The following is a 22,340-nucleotide window of genomic DNA, read 5'->3' on the forward strand; positions in this document are numbered from 1 at the left end:
TGGATAGAGTGCTTTTTCTTCTGGTTAGACGACTTCTAATTCTAGATAGAGCGCTTTTTCTTTTGGTTAGACGCTCTCTAATTCTGGATAGAGCACTTTTTCTTCTGGTTAGACGCTCTATATTTCTGGATAGAGCGCTTTTTCTTCTAGATAGTCCCCTAACAATTCTACATTCAAGATTCATCCCATAAAAAAACCAAGGAGAGTTTCCCCTCCTTGATCATCAGCTTAGTCTTCTGTTGTAAATGCTTTTGGTCTTTCTTCTGTATGGTTGAAGAAATAGCGTATCGCTTCGGCAATACGGGCTGAGGCTTGTCCGTCTCCATATGGATTGGACGCGCGGGACATAGACTTGTACACCTCTGGATCGGATAGCAGTTCGTTTGCCATGTTGAAGATGTTCTCTTCATCCGTACCAGCAAGCTTCAATGTACCTGCATCGATTCCTTCAGGACGTTCTGTTGTATCGCGTAATACTAGAACCGGTACGCCAAGAGATGGTGCTTCTTCCTGTACACCACCACTGTCCGTTAAGATCAAGTACGCTCGAGAAGCAAAGTTATGAAAATCGATAACATCTAATGGTTCGATTAAATGAATACGATCATCATCACCAAGGATCTCTTTTGCCGTGTCTTGTACAACCGGATTTAGGTGAACCGGATAAACTACTTCTATATCATCATGTGTGTCCACTAAGCGTTTAATTGCACGGAACATTTGCTGCATTTTATCACCAAGGTTTTCACGACGGTGTGCTGTGACAAGTACCATTCGTTTCCCCTCAGCTTTCTGCAAGATACTATGTGAGTAGTCATCCTTCACAGTAGTGTTTAACGCATCGATCGCTGTATTCCCTGTTACAAAGGTGGAATCCTCAGGTTTGTTTTCATTCAACAAGTTTTGCTGAGATTTATTCGTTGGTGTGAAATGTAGATCCGCCATTACACCTGTCAGCTGACGGTTCATTTCCTCAGGGAACGGTGAAAGCTTGTTCCAAGTACGAAGTCCTGCTTCTACGTGACCTACTGGAATTTGGTTATACATCGCAGCCAAGCTTCCCGCAAATGTTGTCGTGGTGTCGCCGTGAACCAAAACAACGTCAGGCTTCGTTTCTTTCATAACACCATCTAATCCTTCAAGTGCTCGTGTTGTAATTTCAGCAAGGGTTTGTCTGGATTTCATTATATTTAAATCAAAATCGGGCTCAATACCGAAAATATCTAACACTTGGTCGAGCATCTCACGGTGTTGTGCAGTTACCGTAACAATTGGTTCAAATTGGGTATCACGCTTTTTCAGTTCAAGAACGAGGGGCGCCATTTTGATCGCTTCTGGTCTTGTCCCGAATATCGTCATAACTTTAATGGGCTGACTCATGTCGTTCCCTCCAAACTTACCGTTATTTCGTTCCGAATAGGCGGTCCCCAGCGTCTCCTAGTCCTGGAACAATGTAACCTTTTTCATTTAGCTTTTCGTCAAGCGCAGCTAGGTAAATGTCTACATCAGGGTGAGCTTTCTGTACTTCCTCTACCCCTTCTGGAGCGCCAACTAAACACATTAGGCGGACCTGCTTAACACCACGTTTTTTCAAGGATTCAATTGCTTCGTTGGCGGATCCTCCTGTTGCAAGCATTGGGTCAATCACGATGAATTCACGTTCTTCAACATCGCTAGGAAGCTTTACATAGTATTCAACTGGTTTTAGCGTTTCAGGATCACGATATAAACCAACGTGTCCAACTTTCGCAGCTGGAATAAGGCTAAGCATGCCGTCTACCATGCCAAGTCCAGCACGTAGGATTGGAACAATGCCTAGTTTTTTACCTGCAATCACTTGAGATTTTGATTCCGAAACTGGCGTCTGAATCGTTACATCTTCTAGAGGTAGATCACGTGTAATTTCGAATGCCATAAGTGTTGCCACTTCATCGACAAGTTCACGAAATTCCTTTGTACCTGTTTCGTTCTTTCGTATGTACGTTAGTTTGTGTTGAATTAGGGGATGATCAAATACGTATACCTTACCCATGAGCCGATCTCTCCTTTTGAATAGTTTGCATCCTTAAAATTGTACTGAATAATTTCGGATGTTTCAAGAATTTATATCAATCTTAGTGTATCCAATTCTTGTGGTTTCATTTTCTTTATATCTTTCGGACTTATAAGGGTATTTTTGTCTTGTCCTAGCAAAAGAAAATCCCCCAACGAAATGGAGGATATAAGTTATGCTTCTGTTTTGGTTAATAACTGTTCCGATAGCAACGATAAATTGTCGGTTGTTCCGTGAATGTCTTGAATGGCATCTACGATGGTATCCAAGTCGGCTTTATTTTCAGCAAACATTTCGAGATATTGATTCATTTCCATACGTACTGTAGCAAGACCTTGGTTCACTTGCTTCATATCAGACTGAGAGCGCATGGTAGATTCATTCATGTTTTGCATAGATTCTAAAAGCTCATGGATATTGTCATTACTTTCTTTTGTAATCCCGTTAATCTGATTACTCATTTTCTTCGAGTTTTCTGCTAGTTTACGTACTTCTTCTGCCACTACCGCAAAACCTTTTCCACTTTCGCCAGCACGAGCCGCTTCAATCGATGCATTAAGAGCAAGCAAATTTGTTTGATCCGATATATCCTCAATCTGGTTAGTAATCGAGGTGATTTGTTTCGAAAGCTCCTCTAAGCGCTCCATCGTTTTCATGCTTTTGTTAAACTGTTCAAGCACGTCCTCATATGAACTCATCATCTCATTTACTTTCCTGTCATTATGGTCGGTTAGGCTAATCAGGTTTTGGCTACTCTTTTGCGTGTTCTGAGTGGCTTTGCGAATGCGTTCAGCTTTTACAGATGTTTCATTCATAGAAGCGCCTGTTTGTTGAACGGAAGCTGCAACCTCCTGGCTAAGAGAAACCATTTCTTGGCGTAATTGTTCATTTTGAGAGTTGGCCTCTTCGATCTGGTTCATGCGAACTTCTACATAATAATCAACAATAAGCTGTGCATCTAAGTTCAGAATGTTTGTAACGGCTACCAAAGCGTTCGATAGTTCTGCCGGGCGATCCTGAAAGTATTCAACTACTTTTGGAATCAGGAGTGAGCTAAGTGCTGAATATGTTGCCAAAAACCAAGCAATCGGGAGTTGAACTCCATTATGTGTGCTCCCGATACGTTTGCGAAGCTGGAGATACGCCTCATCAATGTGACCAGAAAAAATGCTATCAAAATACATGGTGAATACTCGTTTTAATGCTTCATTAGAACTGTGAGCTTTCGCAATCGCACTCAACTCAGGGTGATGATGCAAGTGATCGAGTACGCGGTCTAAAAGCTCGTCGGTCAGTTCCATTACGATTGGCTTCATTTCTTTTAAGCTATTTAAATGCTCATTGGTTAGGTGCATGTATCGAATGCGTCCATTTAAATCTTCATCTGATGTATGTACATGTTGTACAGGTTGTTTATAGTGAATATCTGCTTGAAAACGGGGATCAGGACGTTTTTTTGTGAATAATTTCATGAATAACCCTCACTTTTGTATATGTTTTGAATAACTTTTGTATACATTATCTACCTTTGGTCCCAAATTTTCAAGCATATAGTCCTACAATTTTTGAACTATTGTATAAGGAGGTTATTCTTCACACATAAAAAACCCCCATTCATTAGAATGAGGGTTTTCCATTATTGATAAAGCGAGAACTGGCCTGTTAGTTTCAGGACGCGTTCTTTCGCTTCTTTTAATTTTTCTTCGTCTTCGTGGTTGTTTAATGTGAACGCCATGATCGAGGCTAGTTCATCCATTTCCTTCTCACCAAAGCCGCGTGTTGTTACAGCAGCAGTACCAATGCGAAGGCCACTTGTAACGAACGGACTTTCTGGATCGAAAGGAATTGTGTTTTTGTTCGTCGTGATTCCAATATCGTCTAGCGCTTGTTCAGCAATTTTCCCCGTTAGGTTCATAGGACGTAAATCTAGTAGTAGCAAGTGATTATCCGTCCCACCTGATACTAGGCGAATGCCTTCTTTTTGCAGCGCTTCACCTAAGCGTTTTGCGTTCGCAATGATATTCTCAGAGTATTCCTTGAAGCTTGGGTCTAACGCTTCTTTAAAGCTTACGGCTTTTGATGCAATGACGTGCATCAATGGGCCACCTTGCATACCAGGGAATACGGATTTATTAATTTTCTTCTTGTATTCTTCTTTACAAAGAATCATACCGCCACGTGGACCGCGCAGGGTTTTGTGTGTTGTCGTTGTAACAAAATCAGCATGTTCAACTGGATTTTGGTGAAGACCTGATGCCACTAGTCCAGCAATGTGCGCCATGTCTACCATTAAGTATGCTCCGACTTCATCTGCAATCTCGCGGAACTTTGCAAAATCGATTTGGCGAGGGTAAGCGCTCGCGCCTGCTACAATCATTTTCGGCATAACTTCTTTGGCTTTCTCACGTACCGCTTCATAATCGATTTGTTCTGTAGATTCGTCTACACCATAATCCACAAAGTTGTATAGAGTACCACTGAAGTTAACTGGGCTACCGTGTGTTAAGTGTCCACCATGGTTCAAGTTCATGCCTAGCACAGTATCGCCTGGCTCTAGGACTGTAAAATAAACAGCCATGTTCGCCTGAGCGCCAGAGTGAGGCTGAACATTCGCATGATCTGCACCGAATAGTTTCTTCGCACGTTCAATGGCTATGTTTTCAGCGATATCTACGTATTCGCAACCGCCATAATAACGGCGTCCTGGATAACCTTCTGCATACTTGTTTGTTAAAACAGAGCCCATCGCTTCCATTACAGCTTCAGACACAAAGTTTTCTGAAGCAATAAGCTCTACTTTATCCTGTTGACGTCCACGCTCTAGATCAATGGCTTCCATAATTTCTGGATCAACGTTTTGTACATGTTTCAATTCGTACTCCCCCTTGAATTCATTTATCTAATCACAATGTTCAGATTCGGCTACCTCGTAAACAGCTCGAGCACCACCAATAAGTTTCGGTCGCGTTCTTGCTGAAGTGACATGGGCATAGCCGATTGACTTCTGTTTCAATCGAACGGGAACTGCCACTCTTTTAAGATGCATGCCAATTAATGTGTCTCCAATATCGAGGCCCGCGTCTGCAGTGATTTCTTCCACCAAAACTGGGTCATCGAAATGTTTATATGCATAAGAAGCCATGGAGCCACCAGCTTTTCTTACTGGAACGACTGCGACTTCATCTAACCCTTTTGCGTTTAAAACGCCTCTTTCTATAACGAGCGCTCGATTGATGTGCTCGCAACCTTGAAAGGCAAGGTGAACCCCTGTTTCTTGCTTAAAAACTTCCATCTCTTCAAATAAAGCTCGTGCGATTTGTTCATTTCCTGAAGTACCGATATGCTCACCGGCCACTTCACTTGTCGAGCACCCTACTACAAAAATATCACCCTGTTTTAGGTAGTTGAGCTCTTTCCATTCTTCAAATGCGTGTCGTGTATCCTGTTGAACCTGTTCAATTGAGAGCATAACTCACCCTCCTATTAAAGAAGGAGAAGACACACTTCTCCTTTTTATGAAAGATTTATCCTAAGCTTTTTCTCTATTATTGATTCAATTTAAATCGCTGTATCTGTTGTTGTAAGCTTTGTGCGTTCTCAGATAAAGCATGCGATATTTGATCGATATTTTCAATTAAAGTGGTTTGCTCTTGGACAGATGCATTCACCTGTTGGGCGCTTGCCGATGTTTCTTCAGCAATGGCAGAAACCTCTTGAGATTGTTGGGATGTTTCCTGTAATGATGTAAGCTGTTGATCAACTAGTGAAGTGATCTCACTCACTGCTGTTGCAACTTCATTTACAGAAGAAGACATATTTGCAATCGCATTATTTGTTTCTTCCCCTTTGTTTGCTTCAGTACGAGCGAATTCCACTTGTTCTGATATTTGTTTTACAACCTGAGTTACGTCTTGTTGCATATTGGATATTAGATCGGAAATCCCTTGTACAGCATTCGCACTTTCATCAGCTAGCTTTCTCACTTCTTCCGCTACTACAGCAAACCCTTTTCCATGTTCTCCTGCACGAGCTGCTTCAATGGATGCATTTAATGCAAGAAGGTTGGTCTGTTCTGCAATATCTCCGACAAGTGAGATAATGTCATCAACTTTTTGTGCATTGGTTTCCAAACGGTTTACCGCTTCGAGCGAAAGTTCTTGTTCTTTCGCTATACTTTGTATTCCCGATACAAGTGAGTGGATAACATCCTTACTATTTCCTAAGGTATCCAACATATGCTTGGACATATTCTCAGAGCTTTGCGCTTTTTCCTGAACTTGTGTCGCAAGCTGTGTCGTTTGTTCCACAGCTTCAGCCGTTTGCTGGATCGCCATGGATGAATTTTCGGCTCCTTGGGAGATGTCCCCAATTGTGTCACCGATAATCTGCGCCTGCTGAGTAGCTTGTTCAGCAGCTCTTTTGATTTCTTGAACAGAGTGGTTGGTGTCTTCAAAATTTTGCTCAATATTATGTACCATATCTCTAAGGTTTGAGAGCATCGTTTCAAATGCGACACCTAGTGAACGAACTTCATCGTCCGATTTGGATACCACAAGCTCATTCGTAATTTCACCACTAGCAGCTAACGTAGCTGCTTGTTCTAAGTTATGAAGTGGTTTCGTAATAAACCCTGCAGCTAAATAAGCTAAAATCCCTGACCATATGATCCCCAACAATAAAGTCAGAATGGTGAACATCATCTCTGACATCCCCAATAAGTTTTGAACTTTGTCATAAAGTCCATAGATAAAAAAAGCACTTGTTGAATACGTAATCACCGCTAAAACGGATATAAGCATAACCAGTTTTAAGCGAAGACTCGCCCGATAACGCTTTTTCATGTAGCACATCCCCCTATTATTGAACTCTAAGAAAAAGTCTAAGATGCTACTCGTAGATGTCTAGCTCCAGCGCCTAGCGACTAGTGTACATCCCTCACCTCCGTACGATAAGTCAACATCGAATCACTTCGTTCTTCGTGTTTCCTATATACGTTTAGCAATTATGAAATTTTAACATCGAAGAGATTCGACGTCGTGAAAATTTCTAAGTGAAAGTACCACGACAACTAAGCTTCTGTCTGCGCCTATCGGCTTGCCAATCAGCAAGTTTAGTTAATCGCACTGCGGCTCAGTCCTGTCCATACGTCGCTGAACAGGCGCTTACGCTTTTCCATTCCCCTTATTCATTGTCTAATTTTTTGACCAAAAGTTCAATATGTTTTTCTATTTCTGAAAGCGTTCTTTCATAGGTGTCAAGACTTCCTCCAAAGGGGTCTGAAACATCAATATTTGGGAGGGTTGATTCGATCTCTTTAATGAGTTCAATTTCCTCTTTAAGATGTGACCATAAAGCTTTTTCAAGTTCTGTATTGTTATCATATTTGTGTTTATTCTTCTGTAGAAAAACAGTCTTTTTATCTTCTAATGTGGAGTAGACTTGTTTTAATCGTTCCCAGTCTCCTTCATGACCTTCAAGCACGTATTCTTTTAGGGTGAAAATGATCTCTTCGAATTTCGGGAACTCTAGTATTAAATTTTGTTTATGCTGTTTTGTCATTGTCAGCACAATATCTGCCCATTGTAAAAGCTCTTTCGTTACAGGCTGAGAGCGATGATTCAACTCAACACCCTGTCCTTTTAAGGCTTCTACGGTCCCTTGTGATGCAGGTGATCCATTATGTGCAAAAATCCCTGCAGATCTTACTTCGATATTAGGGTCTTTTTTCTTCAACAATGCCTCTGCCATAGGGCTCCGACACGTATTCCCTGTACAAACAAATAATATATGTTTCATCTCTTGAACCCTCCAAACTCCAAACTCCAAACATTCCTCATCTTATTATAACAAGAAAAAATATTGCCGTCTTTATAAAGAAAATGCCAAGCTTTTTGGGTTTGTTAGTGTTGAACTTAGCCACTCTTCTATAATCCAAAACCTCAAACAAAAAAGGCACCGTAAATACGGTACCTTTTAAGAGTTTCAATTCTATACCGCACAACGGTTCGGGCCAACTTCCATTTCGCGGCGTTCGTCTTGGTCTGGTTCTTGTTTGCCCATGTTTGTTTTGCGGATTTGTTCGTGACTATTTGGCTGAGGAGGTAGATTGTCCGTAACAATGTGACGGAATTCTTCTGCGTCATTCACCTGTAAGCGATCATTATTACTATATAACTCATCTAATTTCGCTTGAACAGTTCCATCATCGTTGATCTCTTCCATTTTACCAAAGTGGGATGGAAGCACGATAAGCTCTTGGGACAATTCTTTATAGCGATCATATAACGTCTTTCTTAGGTCATCTACCCAAGCATCAGCTTTACCCGCCAAGTCTGGTCGACCAATGGATTCTACGAATAGAATATCTCCTGTCATTAAGAATTGTTGGTCTACAATCAGGCTAGTACTTCCAATTGTGTGTCCAGGAGAATAGAAGGCAGAAATCGTAACAGTTTGATTGCCCAGTTGAACATCTGTACCATCTTTAAGCGGGCTATAGTCAAACTCTAATCCTTCATCATCCTTTGGAGGGAACCAGTAATTCGCGCCCGTTTCATCAGCTAGTGTCTTTCCACCTGAAATGTGGTCTGCATGAAGGTGTGTGTCAAAGACATGCTTAATCGTTAACCCTTTTTCTTCAGCAAACGATTTATATTCTCCAGTCATACGGTTTGCGTCAATAACAGCCGCTTCACCATCTGCAGCTACGACATAAGATAAGCAACCTTTTCCGATACGAAGGAATTGATATAGCTCTCCTCCTCCTTTAAGGTTCGCAACTTTAACTGGCTCAATGTGCTCGCTCCATGCAGTCATGCCACCTTTTAAGTAGGTAACATCCTCTACGCCAGCTTCTTCTAAAAGCTCTACCCCTTTTTGTGAAGAAATCCCTTTCGCACAAACGACATAGACGGGTTGATCGTTTGGTAATTTCGGTTTTACATCTTCAACACCATTTTTCAGCTGTGTAAAAGGGATATTAAGGCTTTGGACTGTTTCACCGTCAATCGCCCATCCCTCATAATCCTCTTCTTTACGGATATCTAGTAAGAATACGTCTTCCTTATTTAAAATTTTCTGTGCTAGTTCTTTTACCGTTAGGGGTTCCATAGCCATATAGACTCCTCCTTTTTATTTTTAAAATAAAATACCCCACCATACTTTGACTGCTGTGCCGATTATTAAAATAGCTAATATCACCTGCAGAATCTTTGTGTTAGCATTCTTACCTGTTTTTGCTCCTAATGGTGATGCAATCGCACTTCCTACAGCGACTACAATAGCAGGGAATAAAGGAACGTCACCTGAAAACAACTTACCTGATACGGCTCCAATCGATGAAATCACCGTTATAGCAAGTGATGATGCAATGGTAACTCTAGTGGGGATATGAAGTACGGATAACATGATTGGAACAAGAAGGAATGCACCCCCTGCTCCTACAATACCCGCTCCGATTCCTACCAAAAATGCTGATGTGGCAGCAATCCCTTTGTGAAATGATTGAAGATCTTTTTCATATGAAACCTCTTTAGTAGGAATAAACATCATGACTACTGCAATCAAGGCTAGTACACCATAAATGATGTTAATGATCTGCTCCGATAAGAGCTTCGCCCCAAATCCACCTATCAAACTTCCAATTAAAATACTAATTCCCATGTACTTTATGAGAGGCTTATGCAAGTAGTTTCCTTTTCGATATCCCCATGCCCCACCAAAAGAAGCGACTAACACCTGTACTGCTACAACACCGGCAGCGGTATGGGAGCTAAACCCATCAAATCCAAAGAGAGGTGGAATGTACAGTAACATTGGATAATTGACAATGGCTCCACCGATTCCAACTAGACCTGATACGTAGGAACCGATTAAACCAAGTATAAAAACAGTCAATAAAAATAAAATATCCACAGACTTACACCTCTTTTGGTATTCCAGTGATCTTCATCTCTTTAAAAATCTTTCATAGCTTGTCTTACTCAAAGTAATCTATTCAATTTAAGGTTTCCATAATACCCGTACCACCACTTGTATCCAGATAAACATATAAATGCCGTGTAGGATCTACACGGCACCTAACAAGATTATTAATTTAAGATCAATTGGAGACCAAATGAACAAAGAATGCTTCCCCCAAGCATTTCACTATATTTCCCTAGTACGCCTCTAACTTTTTTACCAAGCAATAATCCTCCCCAAGTGAGTATCGTGCTAAATGCACCAAATAGAATTAATGTGAGGGCTGTGCGAACATTGGACATCCCAAGACTCAACCCCACCGAAAAGCTATCGAGACTCACACTTAAAGCAAAGACTATTAAGCCCATACCGATTGGCTTGATCATGGGTCCAGCATCATCTTTAAATGATGAAAGGAACATTTGCACTCCTAAAATTAAAAGAAGTATTCCACCAGCATATGTAGCGATTGAACCTAAATGGCTGGATAAAAAATGACCTAAAATTATTCCAGCAAAAGGCATAATGACATGAAAGAGCCCGACAACAACCCCAATAGAAAAAATGCGCCGAAGTCGTAGTGGGATCATCCCCATTCCTAATCCAACTGAAAATGCATCCATTCCCAATGCAATTGCCATTAGCGACAATGTTATAAATTCACCAATATATGCTACAGACAACATAAGTGATCCCCCTAGGACATGCTAGTTCAGCATATGCGTACCTAGAGGGATTTAGAAGTTTGAACTATGTTTGACTAATTTTTTGTGTAGCTGCTTTTTTTAACCGGTTCATCACAGCTTGTCCTACACCATCTTCAGGAAAGCTTTCACATAAAATCACATCAACATCCTCTTGATCAAAAGAGCGTAAGGCATGATACAGCTGTACCGCTACTTCTCTTAAGTCTTCTTTAGATCCACAAGTGTGTATGACAGCACCTTCCAACTCAGAAGCATGTTCATTGCTCACAATGACACCAACTCGCTTGCCACTTTGTTTTAATTGTTCAATCTGACTCTGGAAAAATTTCAGATCTCCTTCAATTAACCACATTGGGGCATCAGGTGCGTAATGCTTGTACTTCATACCAGGGGATTTAGGCTTACTACCTTGATTGGAAAGTGCCGGATCCACATCTACTTCACCGATCAATTCTTCTAAATCTTGCTTTGTGACGCCACCCGGACGCAAAATCACTGGTTTTTCACCACTGCAGTCTAAGACCGTTGATTCCACTCCCACTCCTGTGGGACCACCATCAATAATACCTGCAATTCGACCATTTAAATCGTCATAAACGTGTTCCGCTCGCGTTGGGCTCGGCTTTCCTGACAGGTTAGCACTTGGTGCGGCTAAGGGTAGTCCACACTCATCTAAAATAGAGATCGCCACAGGGTGATCTGGAATTCTCACAGCAACTGTGGATAACCCTGCTGTAACATTTTGCGCACAACGGCCATTGCTTTTCAGAATAAGTGTTAATGGACCTGGTAAAAAGCGATCAATTAATTTGTGTGCTATATCTGGTATATGTTGAACAACTTCATGAATTTGTTCTTTTTTCGCCATGTGGACAATTAACGGATTATCCGCAGGGCGTCCTTTAGCTTCAAATATTTTTTTTACAGCCTTTTCACTTGTCGCATCTGCCCCTAATCCATACACGGTTTCTGTAGGGAAAGCTACGACTTCTTCCTGTTGTAAAAGTTCCGCTGCTTGTTGTAGTGACACATGGTCTACATGGTCACGCATATTCCAATATTTCGTCTCAAACGTACTCAAATTGGAGCACCCTTTCCTTTCAATCTACTGTTCATTATGAGGCTTTACCAATAGGAATAGCAAGTGGATAACCTATTCAGAAGCGTAAATCTGTGTGAAACGGGTAACCATATACTGTGTGCATTTTATCAATTTAATGGAGGGATTTTCATGAAACCATTATACACAGCGCAAGCAACAGCAGAAGGCGGACGAGACGGAAAAGTATCCACATCCGATAACACGCTTCAAGAAAACCTAACTGTACCAAAAGAAATGGGCGGTTCTGGTGGAGAAGGTACAAACCCTGAACAACTATTTGCAAGTGGCTACGCAGCTTGTTTTGATGGTGCACTAAACTTAATTGCTGATAAAGCAGGAGAAAAAATCGAATCCAAGACGACCGTTGACGTTCATATTGGAAAAGAAGGTGACGGATTCGGTTTAGCAGCAACGATTAACGTTGAAGTGAATGGTGTTGATCAAGCTAAAGCCGATGAACTTGTCCAAAAAGCTAACGACTTTTGCCCTTATTCTAAAGCAACAAAAGGGAATATTGAGGTATCTGTGAACGCAAAAGCAGTGTAAATTAAGAAAAACGCAAGCGCCCGTTCGTTGCTGGGCGCTGGAGCTAGACATCTGGACAATAAAAAAGAAGCATCCAGCGGAGTTATCCACTGGATGCTTCTTTAATTGTGTATAAATCATTGGTTATCCATAAGAAAAACACAAGTTATTAACACTACTTATCCACAGTTGTTAATAACTTTATGATTTCTCCACACGATAACACCACCATTTCCCATCTTCTCTTGGTTGATTTTCCAGAGAATCAGGGATGTCATCCTCGTTAATAGGGGCATATTGTTGGGATTGTAGCAGTGTATCTAACCTTGCTTGGTGACTAAATACATAGATGTTGTGGATATCATGTTCTTTCGCATAAGCTTCAACGAGTTCAAAAAGTGAAAGAACCACCCTCGGGTCCACACCAGGTTGTAAGTATAAAGATTTTAACCATACGCTCTTCTCTTCTGCTGGCTCAAGGGCAAAGAACCCTTTTCGATCTCGATCGATCTCCACATAGTACCCATGTTCATACAAACTTTCCTCATCATCCAACTGTTCCATTCGTACTCCAAAAAAATCTTTCATCGTCTGCAGATCATAATCACGAACTCTTTGTATCGCTAGCATATTTCACTCTCCCTATTTTTCTTTACTAGTAAATCTATGTGTGGGGAATGAAAATATGCTAGATTCTACAGAAAAGTTATTAACTAAACAAAGAACCGAACCATTCAAATAAGAAAAACTTCACTTCTACATCCTTTTCTCCTTCTGCAGAGGCAACTTCCTCTTCTTTATCCACAGGGTCTTCTTCAGCTGCTGCTACAGATGTGCCGTTTGAAAAATCTAAGAAGCATAAAGGTGGGAATAATACACACCACCAATTGGCGCCTTGGCCTTCGCCAAGTTCAATTAAGATCGCTTCATATGTTCCTGCCGGATAAATATATGAACCGTACAATTTTGTGGGAAACTCTACATTTTCATCAAAATCTACTGAGTAAGATTGACTTACATTGTTCTCTTCTAACACGTTATCCACAATAGCTTCTAACTCATCTAAACGAGATTCAATAAGATCTCTTGCTTTCTCAATAGAAGTTAATTCTTCAACCCATTCTGTAATCTCAGCATTTACTGCATCACGAACTTCTCTTTTAATTTCTTGATCCTCTTTGTCATCACTATCTGCTAGAATACGAAGACGAATCGCTTCATCCGGGATCACCTGGTATTGGTTTATATTATTTGTATCTTGTTTACCTTGAAGCGTCATTGGAAACACCGTCACCAAAAGTGCTACAACTACAATTCCCCAAATTATTTTTTTCTTTTTCATATTGCCCGCCCCTTCCGTAACTTGTTCTTAATCCAAGTATGGTCGGGGAATCTAGTATTTATACTTTGAATCTAGCAAAAAATTTAAATGTTAGAGATTGTGATTGATATAGGTGGGAAAAGAGACTGTTGCTTGTTCCATTAAAGCTTCCTTATGTGGAAGAATGGGAAACGAAATAAGTTGGGAGGAGTCCGTTACTTTTGTGAGGAGTTAGGGGGTCAGTGAAACGTCGATACTCCTGTGGAAAGGGCGAGCGAGATCCCGCAGGAACGTAGTGACGAGGAAGCTCGATCGGTCTTCCGGGGAAAGCAACCCGTTCCACAGACGCCGCTCTCTATTTGGCAACGGAACCCCCCCGCACCAGCTCATTCAACATAACTGCCAGATACTGAATAACATTGTTTCCGTTGAATACCTCAACCTAAACAAAAAACAACCCGAGATGAACCTCTTTGTGAAGAGGGTCATTCAGGTTGTTTTTTATATCCAGGCAAAAATCATTCGATCTTTTCCGTTAATATCTTTTTCGACCTGAGGTTCAGATTGTGGATAAGTATCCTTAATGATGTTTGATACAGCTTCACCTTGATCATGTCCAATTTCAAATGCGAGCAATGCCCCTTCATTCGCAACCTGAGGCACTTGCTTCATGATCTTTTTGTATGCAGCTAAGCCATTATCATCTGCAAACAACGCCATGTCTGGGTCATACTTTTCCACAACATCCTCTAGGGATTCACGGTCTCTTTCAGGAATGTAGGGTGGGTTAGATACAATCAAGTCCATTTTTTCGTTATGTTCCATGAGGGATTCAAGGAAATCACCTCGGGAAAAGTGCACATCTGCATCTAATTGCCTTGCGTTCTCCCGGGCAACGTTTAATGCATCAATGGAAAGATCTGTTGCATGTGTGGATAACCCTTCAATTTCTAGGGCAAGGGTTATCGCAATAATGCCACTACCTGTTCCGATATCAACACCTCTTAAAGGGCGCTCTTTTTGTCTAAGTCGGTTGATAACACCTAATACCAGTTCCTCTGTTTCCGGTCGAGGTATAAGAACGTGATTGTTTACGTTGAATGTTCGACCGAAAAACTCTTCGGAACCAATTAAATGCTGAACTGGCACTCCTGTTTCAGCATGTTTTTCTATGTCTTTTTGGAATTGGGACCATGTCTCTTCTGGAAGCTCCGAGCGAGATTCCGCTAACAATTGAGCGCGCGACATACCCATGTGATGTTGAAGTAAGAGCATTCCGACATTTGTTTCTCGATTGTTCTCTTCTAAAAAAAGAGAAGCCCAGCGCCGGGCTTCAAAAATTGTTTTTGCCATCGTTATTCACCCAATTGTTCGAGTGCTTTTGTTTGTTCTTCAATAAGAAGAGCTTCCATGATCTCTTCTAGGTTACCTTCTAGAATTTGATCAAGCTTTTGAATTGTAAGACCGATACGGTGATCTGTTACACGGTTTTGCGGGAAGTTGTACGTACGGATACGCTCAGAACGGTCACCAGAACCTACCGCAGATTTACGATGCTCATCATACTTCGCTTGTTCTTCTTGCTGAACTTTTTCGTAAATACGTGCACGTAGTACTTTCATGGCTTTTTCTTTGTTTTTGATCTGAGATTTTTCGTCCTGACAGGATACAACGGTTCCAGTAGGCTCGTGTGTTAAACGTACAGCAGACATTGTGGTGTTAACACTCTGTCCTCCTGGTCCACTTGAAGCAAAGGTGTCGACACGAATATCTTTTTCATTGATATCCACTTCAACTTCTTCAGCTTCAGGAAGAACAGCAACTGTTGCTGTAGACGTGTGAATACGACCGCCTGATTCTGTTTGAGGAACACGTTGCACGCGGTGCGCTCCATTTTCGAATTTCAGCTTGGAGTAAGCTCCAGATCCGTTCACCATAAAGATAATCTCTTTATAGCCGCCTACTTCGCTTTCGTGTGCTTCAATCACTTCTGTTTTCCATCCATGAGACTCAGCATAACGGGAGTACATGCGATACAGGTCCCCTGCGAATAGTGCAGCTTCGTCTCCACCTGCTGCTCCGCGAACTTCCATAATAACGTTCTTTTCGTCATTTGGATCTTTTGGAATAAGAAGAATCTTAAGACGCTCTTCCAGGTTGGATTTTTGCGTTGAAAGATCACTTACTTCTTCCTTCACCATTTCTTTCATCTCGTCGTCATCTAGACCATCATCTAGCATGGCTTTGGCGTCATCTAGTTGTTGAGAGATGTCCTTATATTCACGGTACGCTTGTACGGTTTCTTCAAGACCCGCTTGTTCTTTGGAATACTCGCGTAATTTGTTGGAGTCATTGACGATTTCCGGGTCACTTAGCAATTCATTAAGCTTATCATAACGATCTTCTAAGGTTTGAAGTTTTTCTAACACTTGCAACCACCTCTTTATTTGTCCATAACAGTATAATTATAGTATAGGCGTTATAGAGAGTCAAAAGAAGCTCAATTGGGAAGTTTTTTTATGAGAACCAGGTCACCGAATACTTACCCACCAATATAAGACATTTCAATTTTGGGTTTGTTTTGAGTTCCCTCCGTTCTGATTTCAGAATAGCGATCATCTCGTTTGTTCCAGCGATTTCGTACCAAATCCGAAATTTTCTCATCTGACTGATTAGAACGTAAGTGTTCTTTTAAGTCGTACCCGATTGATGCAAATAAACATGTATAGAGCTTTCCTTCTGCAGATATTCTTGCTCTTGTACATGATCCGCAAAATGTATTGGAAACTGAAGAGATAAAACCAACCTCTGATTTGCTGCCTTTAAAGCGGTACCTTTTCGCTACCTCCCCAAAATAGCTTGGATCCATGGCTACTAACGGATATTCTTTCCGAATCATGTCATACAGTTCTTTTTTCGTCACCACCTCATTTAAATTCCATCCATTAGAAGATCCAACATCCATAAACTCAATAAAACGCAAAGTAATGCCCTCTTCCTTAAAGAAGCGCACCATCGGAAGAACTTGTTCTTCATTTAATCCCTTTTTGACAACCATGTTCACTTTCACTTCTAACCCAACATCTCTTGCTGAAAAAATCCCCTTAAGTACTTGATTAACATCCGTTCCCATATTATTAATACGTTTAAACAACTCATCATCTAAAGAATCTAAGCTGACATTCACTCGACAAATCCCTGCTTCTTTTAATTGCTTGGCATATTTAGCTAGAAATGCACCATTAGTAGTTAAAGTAATATATTTTATACCATTTACTTTATTTAATTGTTCAACGAGTTTAGGCAGATCTTTTCTTAATAAGGGCTCTCCTCCGGTCAACCGAATCTTCTCAACACCTAGCTCCGCAAATATCTTAGCCAACCGAACAATCTCTTCGAAAGATAAGAGTTCATCTTTATTCATAAAAGGATATTCAGCATCGAATATCTCTTTAGGCATACAATAGCTACATCTAAAATTGCATCTGTCTGTAACAGATATCCTTAAATCCCGTAAAGGTCGATTATGCGTATCGATTACTCTCACTTTACTGCACTTCCCTTCATTCCCATTTAACAGCTAAAGAATAACACAGAGTCTATATCAGAATGGTGATGTTTATCACAGTTCACAAAACCGCCTTATTTTGTTCATAAAACATTACTTTTTACAGTAAGATACTCCATTGTTTCTAATATCACGGAATGTTACTCTAAAGGAAACATTTGGAACGATCCCATTTCGGAGGTGAAGAGTTTGTTGGAAAGCACGAATAGAAAAAGTGATTTAGAATGTATTTCAGATGACCTGACCTCCCTTCTTCAATCAATCAGCACAACCAAAACAATCGACGCAAGAACCTTTTTGTTCCAAGAAGGGGAAGAAGCACATGAATTATACGTCATTCAACATGGTCTTATCCAAATTAGTAAATTAACTCAAGAAGGAAATGAGTTGAATTTGCGCACTTGTCAAGAAGGCGATATTGTTGGTGAGTTAACCTTGTTTACGGATGAAGCCAAATATATGCTGAATGCATATGCCTTAAAAAAATGTAAAATCTTAATTATTCAAAAGGATCAACTTGAGAAGGAATTGCTTTCAAATTCCAGACTAACTTTTGAGTTTATGAAGTGGATGACAAACCTCCTCCGTATCAATCAATCGAAAATAAAAGACCTGGTGATGAATGGAAAGAAAGGTGCCCTCTACTCAACCCTCATTCGCTTTTCAAACAGCTATGGTATTCAGCAAAAAGATGGAAGGTTAATTGATATGCATTTAACTAACCAAGAAATTGCTAAGTTCTGTGCAGCTACCCGTGAGAGTATTAATCGAATGTTGAACGACCTTAAGAAAAAGGGCATTATTCAAATAACTAAGGAAAGCAAAATACTCATTAAAGATATTCATTATTTACGAACAGAAATTGGATGTGATCACTGTCCAATAGATATTTGTGTTATTGATTAATAACGATAAGCTGGCAAACCTCTTTTGGGTTGCTAGCTTTTTTGAAGCAAACAAAATCACTTATTCATGTGAAGATTATCACAGATCTTTTCTGATTTTGTCTTTACCATGGTTGTATAAAGGTTAGTGAAGGAGAGGGTATCGTGCTAAAGTCTGAGTACGTATTTAACTTAAAAAATATAACCATCTTTCAAGATATCGATCACGACGTATTTAAACGAGTATTTAATGCATCCAAATTAATCGAATTTCAACCCTCAGATAACCTAGGCTCTTTATTATCGGATGATGATCTACTCATTATTTTACAGGGTGAACTAGCTCTTTATTTTATGACAAAAACTGTTTCTCATCATGTTTGTACCATGAAACCTGGTGATACTGTTTCGAAAGCCACCTTACTTTTGACCGATACCCATGATCCTTTACTCTGTGCAATATCTGAAACAGTTTGTTTACAAATACCTATTCACCTTATTAAAGAGTTAACAATAAGCCACCCCTTATTAAAAAGAAATCTATTACGCTCGTTACAAAATAAATTAATTCTTTCATTTGAAACATTGACGAAGCAAATTGAACAATCCAAAGAATAAAATCTTGTTCAAAAAGTGTCCACATTCCATGTGATATACTTCACACACAATTAACTCCCTCTTTGGTAAGATTCAAGTATCAAAGGTACGAAAGGGGTTAATTAAGGTGAAGAATTCAAATGTTTCTCACAATCATACTTCAGAATCAACTCTTAAATCTTCAAGAATAAATCAATGGGATCCTGAAAATGAAACGTTTTGGGTAACAGAGGGTAAAAGGCACGCTAACCGAAATCTAACCATATCTGTAATAGCTTTATTCCTAGCTTTTGCAGTTTGGCAAATTTGGTCTGTCGTTGCTGTTAACTTAAACAGTGTTGGCTTTAATTTTACTAATAGTGAGTTATTCACACTCGCTGCTTTACCAGGGTTAGTAGGAGCTACATTCCGAATCTTCTTTACATTTATGCCTGGCATAGTTGGTGGGAAAAATTGGACTGTGATTAGCACAGGGGCTTTATTAATCCCTTCCATTGGAATAGGGTTTGCGGTGCAAAACCCAGAAACACCTTTTGTAACCATGGCAATCCTTGCTGCCCTTTGTGGTATTGGTGGAGGTAACTTCTCTTCTTCTATGGCAAATATTAGCCCATTTTTTCCAAAGAAGCTTAAAGGAACTGCCAATGGACTAAATGCCGGACTAGGAAATCTAGGTGTTAGTGCTGTTCAATTCATTACTCCCATTGCACTTGGGTTTGGTTTTATTGGAGCAATGACAGGTGGTTCCCAAACATTAGATGAAGGTAAAACCGTTTGGATTCAAAATGCAGCTTTTATTTGGGTAATTCCGATTATTCTCATTACACTTATCGCCTTGTGGGGAATGGATAATCTTCCAGGTACGAAGCAGTCCTTTAAAGAACAATCCATTATTTTCAAAAACAAGCATACATGGATTATGACATGGCTCTATACAATGTGCTTCGGATCTTTTATCGGTTATTCTGCTGCTTTCCCATTACTAATTAACTCTGAATTCTCGCATGTGGATGGAGCTGTAGGCTTAGCATTTTTAGGACCTTTACTTGGTGCTGGCATTCGTCCAGTCGGTGGTTGGTTATCAGACAAGGTGAAAAGCGGTTCTTTGGTTACATTCTGGGACATTGTCGTCATGATTGGCGCTACGGTCGGAGTCGTTTACTTCTTAAATGCCCAAAACTTTACTGGTTTCTTAATTATGTTCCTGATCTTATTCCTAACAACTGGAATTGCGAATGGTTCGACGTTTCGTATGGTTCCATTTATCTTCCCTGAAAAACAGTCTCCACCAGTATTAGGCTTTATTGCTGCTATTGCTGCATATGGTGCTTTTCTAATACCTAAAGTATTTGGATGGTCTATTGACTCAACTGGTACTGCCAATTTAGCTTTATATATCTTTATCATCTACTATGTCATCAGCCTGTTCATTACATGGTTTTGGTACTCCAGAAAAAATGCTGAAATAAAGTGCTAACCGAGCGAGATTAAAAGAAAAGGAGGATGAACCATGAGGTTGAAAAGTTTCTTGAAAAGCGGCCACACTCCAACGCTCGCTTCATCATTTTTATATTTTGATATAAGTTTTATGATTTGGGTTATTTTAGGGGCTACAGGTAATTTTATTGTAGAAGATCTAAACTTGACAGCTGCTCAGAAAGGGATGATGGTTGGCATCCCTGTTTTAGGAGGTGCTTTACTCCGAATTCCAATGGGTCTCTTAGCTGATAAATTTGGTGGCAAAAAGATGGGGTTAATTGGAATGACGTTAACCATGATTCCTCTTGCATGGGGATGGTTGTTTGCCGATTCTCTAAGTGAAGTCTATTCACTTGGTTTCTTGCTAGGTGTAGCCGGAGCTAGTTTTGCAGTCGCTTTACCGCTAGCGAGTAGATGGTATCCACCTGAGCATCAGGGCTTAGCAATGGGAATTGCGGGTGCTGGTAATAGTGGAACCGTTATTGCAACCTTCTTCGGACCAAGGTTAGCCGAAATATATAGTTGGAACTTCGTATTTGGAGTTGCACTAATCCCTTTAATCATAGCTTTTATTGTATTCGCTATTTATGCTAAAGACTGTCCATCTGCGAAGCGACCTCAGAATGCCAAAGAGTACTTTAGCGTTATTAAACGAAAAGAACCTTGGCTGTTTGCTTTCTTTTACAGCTTATCCTTCGGCGGATTTGTAGGTTTGACTAGTTATTTAACGATATTTTTCTTTGATCAGTATGGTGTAAGTAAAGTGCAAGCTGGTGATTTTGTGACACTCGTTGTATTTGCAGGAAGTTTTGTACGTCCAATTGGGGGCTTTTTAGCAGATAAATGGGGAGGGATGATTATGCTTGTCTTCCTCTTCTCAGGGGCTACGATCTGCTTGGGGATTGTTGGTATGTTACCGCCTGTTTACATTGCACTAGCAATGTTATTCCTTACCTTAGTCTTTTTAGGGACAGCGAATGGTGCTTTGTTTCAGGTTATTCCAGTTAAATTCCCTAAAGAAGTTGGGCTTTTAACTGGATTTGTAGGGGCAGCAGGTGGTTTAGGAGGATTCTTCTTACCAAACATCCTGGGAATTTTCAAACAGGTCACTGACTCTTATTCATATGGATTTTGGTGGGTTGCAACAACCATTTTAATCGCCATGATTATGTTATACACGATGTATCGCAAAGATCAACAGGAACGTTTAACACACCAACTTTCACATACAAATAGAGTAAATAGTAGAGTTTAATTTAGACACATAGACTATTATATAAAAAGAGCTTCTTATTTATTTAAGAAGCTCCTTTTATTAGATTAATGTAGAATGTAAATACATGTTGCTCCCTCTCATAATACCGACACAATCCTTACCCTTCCCCTTAATCGTCCTTACCTATAAATATCCTTGATGTAACAAATATCACAGACGGTTTCGTTTACAATCTTCTATAATAAATATAAGAATATGATATGTGCATAAAAACGTGACATAAGGAGGCTTACACAGATGCTATCAGTTGAACTCCACACACCAGAATCAAATGAAACAGAAAAAATACTGAAGTCAAATGGTTTTCAAGAGAGTAACGGACACATGGTGTACAAACCGAACAAACAAGAACAAATTACCGTTATACTTAATAAGACAAACCAGAAGATTACACTAACGTTCTCACCCCAACTCAACCTTGAACAATTCACCACCATCCATCAAAAGATCATGGAGCTCATACAGTGTTTCGATAGTAAATACGATGACTCGAACAGCTTATTAGGATACTTAAAAGACGGTGAGGGCGCTTATATCATAACCAACTGGTCGAAATGGTATAAATTGCTGCAGGACGCTAGATTGAAAACACTTGAGGGGCAGAAGGTTCGGATTCTCGACCAAAAGGAAAACGAACTCGGTTCAGGAATATTTGTAGACTACAAAAGGGACACTGAACATTTAACCATAATTGAATGTTCAATTATTACGTTATTTGGAGAGAAGGCTTATTCAGGTACCAATTTAAAAATAGAACCGACGAATGAATGGTAACGAACGGGTAATTTTTAATGAAACAGAAAGTTCTTTGTTTGAAGAAATTAATACGTAAACCTCGCTCTCTATATGTATCACTAATTTTAAGA

Annotated in this window: 22 protein-coding genes; 6 read left to right on the forward strand and 16 right to left on the reverse strand. The window is 40.1% G+C overall.

Going from position 1 to position 22,340, the window contains the following annotated elements:
• Positions 1–228 precede the first annotated feature (228 nt).
• The 11 genes from wecB to H514_RS0115945 all read right to left on the reverse strand — a co-directional run bounded on the left by wecB (position 229) and on the right by H514_RS0115945 (position 11,773).
• Positions 229–1,380 (reverse strand): non-hydrolyzing UDP-N-acetylglucosamine 2-epimerase, encoded by a 1,152-nt coding sequence (gene wecB, locus H514_RS0115890; RefSeq protein ID WP_027447848.1) that lies wholly within the window; start codon positions 1,378–1,380, stop codon positions 229–231.
• A 22-nt stretch (positions 1,381–1,402) separates the two neighbouring features.
• Entirely contained in the window at positions 1,403–2,032 is a 630-nt protein-coding gene (gene upp / locus H514_RS0115895; RefSeq protein ID WP_027447849.1) for a uracil phosphoribosyltransferase, read from the reverse strand.
• Between the two features lie 194 nt (positions 2,033–2,226).
• Positions 2,227–3,525 carry a globin-coupled sensor protein gene (locus tag H514_RS0115905; RefSeq protein WP_027447850.1) on the reverse strand — a complete coding sequence of 433 codons (1,299 nt, stop codon included), beginning with the start codon at positions 3,523–3,525 and terminating at the stop codon, positions 2,227–2,229.
• Between the two features lie 164 nt (positions 3,526–3,689).
• A complete protein-coding gene (locus H514_RS0115910) occupies positions 3,690–4,925 on the reverse strand; it encodes a serine hydroxymethyltransferase (RefSeq protein WP_027447851.1) in 1,236 nt (411 codons plus the stop codon).
• A 27-nt stretch (positions 4,926–4,952) separates the two neighbouring features.
• Positions 4,953–5,522, reverse strand: a complete 570-nt coding sequence (locus H514_RS0115915; RefSeq protein ID WP_027447852.1) for a TIGR01440 family protein — start codon at positions 5,520–5,522, stop codon at positions 4,953–4,955.
• 76 nt (positions 5,523–5,598) lie between these two features.
• Positions 5,599–6,894, reverse strand: a complete 1,296-nt coding sequence (locus H514_RS0115920) for a methyl-accepting chemotaxis protein (RefSeq protein WP_027447853.1) — start codon at positions 6,892–6,894, stop codon at positions 5,599–5,601.
• 340 nt (positions 6,895–7,234) lie between these two features.
• Entirely contained in the window at positions 7,235–7,849 is a 615-nt protein-coding gene (locus tag H514_RS0115925; protein ID WP_027447854.1) for a low molecular weight protein arginine phosphatase, read from the reverse strand.
• Between the two features lie 192 nt (positions 7,850–8,041).
• Positions 8,042–9,169 (reverse strand): MBL fold metallo-hydrolase, encoded by a 1,128-nt coding sequence (locus H514_RS0115930; RefSeq protein ID WP_027447855.1) that lies wholly within the window; start codon positions 9,167–9,169, stop codon positions 8,042–8,044.
• Between the two features lie 21 nt (positions 9,170–9,190).
• On the reverse strand, positions 9,191–9,967 hold the full coding sequence (locus tag H514_RS0115935) for a sulfite exporter TauE/SafE family protein (protein ID WP_027447856.1): 777 nt from the start codon (positions 9,965–9,967) through the stop codon (positions 9,191–9,193).
• 176 nt (positions 9,968–10,143) lie between these two features.
• Positions 10,144–10,698: a manganese efflux pump MntP gene (locus tag H514_RS0115940; protein ID WP_027447857.1), complete on the reverse strand. Its 555-nt coding sequence runs from the start codon at positions 10,696–10,698 to the stop codon at positions 10,144–10,146.
• 67 nt (positions 10,699–10,765) lie between these two features.
• On the reverse strand, positions 10,766–11,773 hold the full coding sequence (locus H514_RS0115945) for an L-threonylcarbamoyladenylate synthase (RefSeq protein WP_027447858.1): 1,008 nt from the start codon (positions 11,771–11,773) through the stop codon (positions 10,766–10,768).
• Between the two features lie 180 nt (positions 11,774–11,953).
• Between H514_RS0115945 and H514_RS0115950 the strand changes: the two genes are divergently transcribed.
• Positions 11,954–12,370 (forward strand): organic hydroperoxide resistance protein, encoded by a 417-nt coding sequence (locus H514_RS0115950; RefSeq protein WP_027447859.1) that lies wholly within the window; start codon positions 11,954–11,956, stop codon positions 12,368–12,370.
• Between the two features lie 180 nt (positions 12,371–12,550).
• On the opposite strand, the gene H514_RS0115955 is transcribed toward H514_RS0115950, so the two are convergent.
• The 5 genes from H514_RS0115955 to moaA form a co-directional block, all read right to left on the reverse strand.
• A complete protein-coding gene (locus H514_RS0115955) occupies positions 12,551–12,979 on the reverse strand; it encodes a GNAT family N-acetyltransferase (RefSeq protein WP_027447860.1) in 429 nt (142 codons plus the stop codon).
• Between the two features lie 79 nt (positions 12,980–13,058).
• Positions 13,059–13,691 (reverse strand): stage II sporulation protein R, encoded by a 633-nt coding sequence (gene spoIIR / locus H514_RS0115960; RefSeq protein WP_027447861.1) that lies wholly within the window; start codon positions 13,689–13,691, stop codon positions 13,059–13,061.
• 480 nt (positions 13,692–14,171) lie between these two features.
• A complete protein-coding gene (gene prmC / locus H514_RS0115965; RefSeq protein WP_027447862.1) occupies positions 14,172–15,023 on the reverse strand; it encodes a peptide chain release factor N(5)-glutamine methyltransferase in 852 nt (283 codons plus the stop codon).
• A 2-nt stretch (positions 15,024–15,025) separates the two neighbouring features.
• Entirely contained in the window at positions 15,026–16,099 is a 1,074-nt protein-coding gene (prfA, locus tag H514_RS0115970) for a peptide chain release factor 1 (RefSeq protein ID WP_027447863.1), read from the reverse strand.
• A gap of 113 nt (positions 16,100–16,212) precedes the next feature.
• A complete protein-coding gene (gene moaA, locus H514_RS0115975) occupies positions 16,213–17,250 on the reverse strand; it encodes a GTP 3',8-cyclase MoaA (RefSeq protein ID WP_051255173.1) in 1,038 nt (345 codons plus the stop codon).
• A 180-nt stretch (positions 17,251–17,430) separates the two neighbouring features.
• Between moaA and H514_RS0115980 the strand changes: the two genes are divergently transcribed.
• The 5 genes from H514_RS0115980 (at position 17,431) to H514_RS0116000 (ending at position 22,248) form a co-directional block, all read left to right on the forward strand.
• On the forward strand, positions 17,431–18,144 hold the full coding sequence (locus H514_RS0115980) for a Crp/Fnr family transcriptional regulator (RefSeq protein ID WP_036842231.1): 714 nt from the start codon (positions 17,431–17,433) through the stop codon (positions 18,142–18,144).
• Between the two features lie 143 nt (positions 18,145–18,287).
• The gene (locus tag H514_RS0115985) at positions 18,288–18,740 is read left to right on the forward strand and encodes a cyclic nucleotide-binding domain-containing protein (RefSeq protein WP_027447866.1); all 453 of its coding nucleotides are present in this window, start codon (positions 18,288–18,290) and stop codon (positions 18,738–18,740) included.
• Positions 18,741–18,846: 106 nt separating this feature from the next.
• The gene (locus H514_RS0115990) at positions 18,847–20,196 is read left to right on the forward strand and encodes an MFS transporter (RefSeq protein ID WP_051255174.1); all 1,350 of its coding nucleotides are present in this window, start codon (positions 18,847–18,849) and stop codon (positions 20,194–20,196) included.
• Positions 20,197–20,229: 33 nt separating this feature from the next.
• Positions 20,230–21,453: a nitrate/nitrite transporter gene (locus tag H514_RS0115995; RefSeq protein ID WP_027447868.1), complete on the forward strand. Its 1,224-nt coding sequence runs from the start codon at positions 20,230–20,232 to the stop codon at positions 21,451–21,453.
• 258 nt (positions 21,454–21,711) lie between these two features.
• On the forward strand, positions 21,712–22,248 hold the full coding sequence (locus tag H514_RS0116000; RefSeq protein WP_027447869.1) for a hypothetical protein: 537 nt from the start codon (positions 21,712–21,714) through the stop codon (positions 22,246–22,248).
• Positions 22,249–22,340 lie beyond the last annotated feature (92 nt).

Origin of the sequence: Pontibacillus marinus BH030004 = DSM 16465 (genome assembly GCF_000425225.1) — a bacterium.
Taxonomy (GTDB): Bacteria; Bacillota; Bacilli; order Bacillales; family BH030062; genus Pontibacillus; species Pontibacillus marinus.

Coding starts and splice junctions, on each gene's coding strand:
- H514_RS0115925 (WP_027447854.1), bottom strand. CDS start 7,849: ATGAAACATATATTATTTGTTTGTACAGGGAATACGTGTCGGAGCCCT.
- H514_RS0115955 (WP_027447860.1), bottom strand. CDS start 12,979: ATGCTAGCGATACAAAGAGTTCGTGATTATGATCTGCAGACGATGAAA.
- H514_RS0115930 (WP_027447855.1), bottom strand. CDS start 9,169: ATGGCTATGGAACCCCTAACGGTAAAAGAACTAGCACAGAAAATTTTA.
- H514_RS0116000 (WP_027447869.1), top strand. CDS start 21,712: ATGCTATCAGTTGAACTCCACACACCAGAATCAAATGAAACAGAAAAA.
- H514_RS0115920 (WP_027447853.1), bottom strand. CDS start 6,894: ATGAAAAAGCGTTATCGGGCGAGTCTTCGCTTAAAACTGGTTATGCTT.
- prmC (WP_027447862.1), bottom strand. CDS start 15,023: ATGGCAAAAACAATTTTTGAAGCCCGGCGCTGGGCTTCTCTTTTTTTA.
- H514_RS0115995 (WP_027447868.1), top strand. CDS start 20,230: ATGAGGTTGAAAAGTTTCTTGAAAAGCGGCCACACTCCAACGCTCGCT.
- spoIIR (WP_027447861.1), bottom strand. CDS start 13,691: ATGAAAAAGAAAAAAATAATTTGGGGAATTGTAGTTGTAGCACTTTTG.
- H514_RS0115945 (WP_027447858.1), bottom strand. CDS start 11,773: ATGCGTGACCATGTAGACCATGTGTCACTACAACAAGCAGCGGAACTT.
- H514_RS0115905 (WP_027447850.1), bottom strand. CDS start 3,525: ATGAAATTATTCACAAAAAAACGTCCTGATCCCCGTTTTCAAGCAGAT.
- H514_RS0115950 (WP_027447859.1), top strand. CDS start 11,954: ATGAAACCATTATACACAGCGCAAGCAACAGCAGAAGGCGGACGAGAC.
- upp (WP_027447849.1), bottom strand. CDS start 2,032: ATGGGTAAGGTATACGTATTTGATCATCCCCTAATTCAACACAAACTA.
- wecB (WP_027447848.1), bottom strand. CDS start 1,380: ATGAGTCAGCCCATTAAAGTTATGACGATATTCGGGACAAGACCAGAA.
- H514_RS0115915 (WP_027447852.1), bottom strand. CDS start 5,522: ATGCTCTCAATTGAACAGGTTCAACAGGATACACGACACGCATTTGAA.